This window comes from Bacillus sp. P4_D3 (assembly GCF_056401855.1).
The window spans coordinates 1-1186 of sequence record NZ_JBFUIN010000863.1 but is presented as its reverse complement, the minus strand read 5'-3'; the positions used below and the strand labels follow the sequence as shown (position 1 = coordinate 1186).

Here is a 1186-nt window from a genome sequence, read left to right as displayed (position 1 = left end):
AGTAAAGTACATTTTTTGATTACAGTACAAAAGAAGCAAAAAGATTAGTAAGTTTGTTTCGTAATGAAATATTTGAAGAAGTGTCTCAAAGTGATTTATACGGAATGATTTTTACATATGTATGGGCATTTGACCTTCAATCTGATTGGGATTATATAAATCATGTAGTAAGCATTTTTGAATCAAAAGGTGCAGCAGTATATTTTGTAGAACTTGAAGCAGAAATTGGTGAAAGATTAGAGCGTAATAAAAGTCCCCATAGATTAGAGCATAAATCGAAAAAAAGAGACATTGAATGGTCTGAAAAAAATTTAAAAGAAACGATGAAAAAACATAGATTAAATTCATTTCATGGTGAAATTGAAAAAGAAGAGTACATAAAAATTAATAATACTCATTTGAGTGCTAAAGAAGTAGCTGTAATGATTAAGGAAAAATTCCGATTGTAAAATACTTAAATGCTGTTACGTTTTCATTGTCCAAGCATTCTCCTACTAACTACATATACTATTTATATTAAGGACGGTCACTAATTTATTGAGAAACCGTCATTTATATATAAATGACAACTTTGGAAGGAGTTAAGAAAAATTTGGAAAATGAACAGCCGGGAAGAATTGAAAATCAAGTGTATTCTAATCGAGTATTAAGATCAGAATTTGATGAAAATTGGGCAACTTGTATTTCGAAAAGTGGATATGTAATATATACGGCTACAAGTGACAATGCGGAAGTAGTAGTGTTACTTTCTGATGGTTCAAGAAAATTATTAATCTTTGAAAAAGGCGGTAAAGTAATAGTAGGCGGTGGTGGAACAAGCCATTATAGTAAACCGCATATTGCAAGAGATATTTAATGTGAAAAATGTTAATCGAGAAGATGCTTGTAGTATTTAATTTGTATATAGAAATGTTTTATCCTAAAGTAAGTTTTTGTTTTAGATTCTGGCGTTTTTTGTAACAAAAATAAGATGAAAAAGATCTTTAACGTATAAAGGTCTTTTTCATCTTATTCACAAATAGAATTAATGGAGGTGAGCTAATAATGAAAAATAGTGGAGCAACCTATGTTCTTTCGGGAGTTCTCCTATTCGGTCTTACATATATAACTTCCGCAATTTACGCGGGTTCATTAGAAATTTGGGATAGACCAAGCGGAAAATTCTTTACTGCATTTTATGAAATCC

At 30.2% G+C, this 1186-nt stretch carries 1 protein-coding gene and 1 pseudogene; both read left to right on the top strand.

What is annotated here, in order from left to right:
• Window positions 1-5: 5 nt before the first annotated feature.
• A pseudogene (locus AC1DTM_RS27460) lies at window positions 6-449 on the top strand (shikimate kinase); the annotation flags it as partial.
• Between the two features lie 143 nt (window positions 450-592).
• Entirely contained in the window at window positions 593-856 is a 264-nt protein-coding gene (locus tag AC1DTM_RS27455; RefSeq protein ID WP_002110358.1) for a hypothetical protein, read from the top strand.
• The last annotated feature ends 330 nt before the right edge of the window (window positions 857-1186 follow it).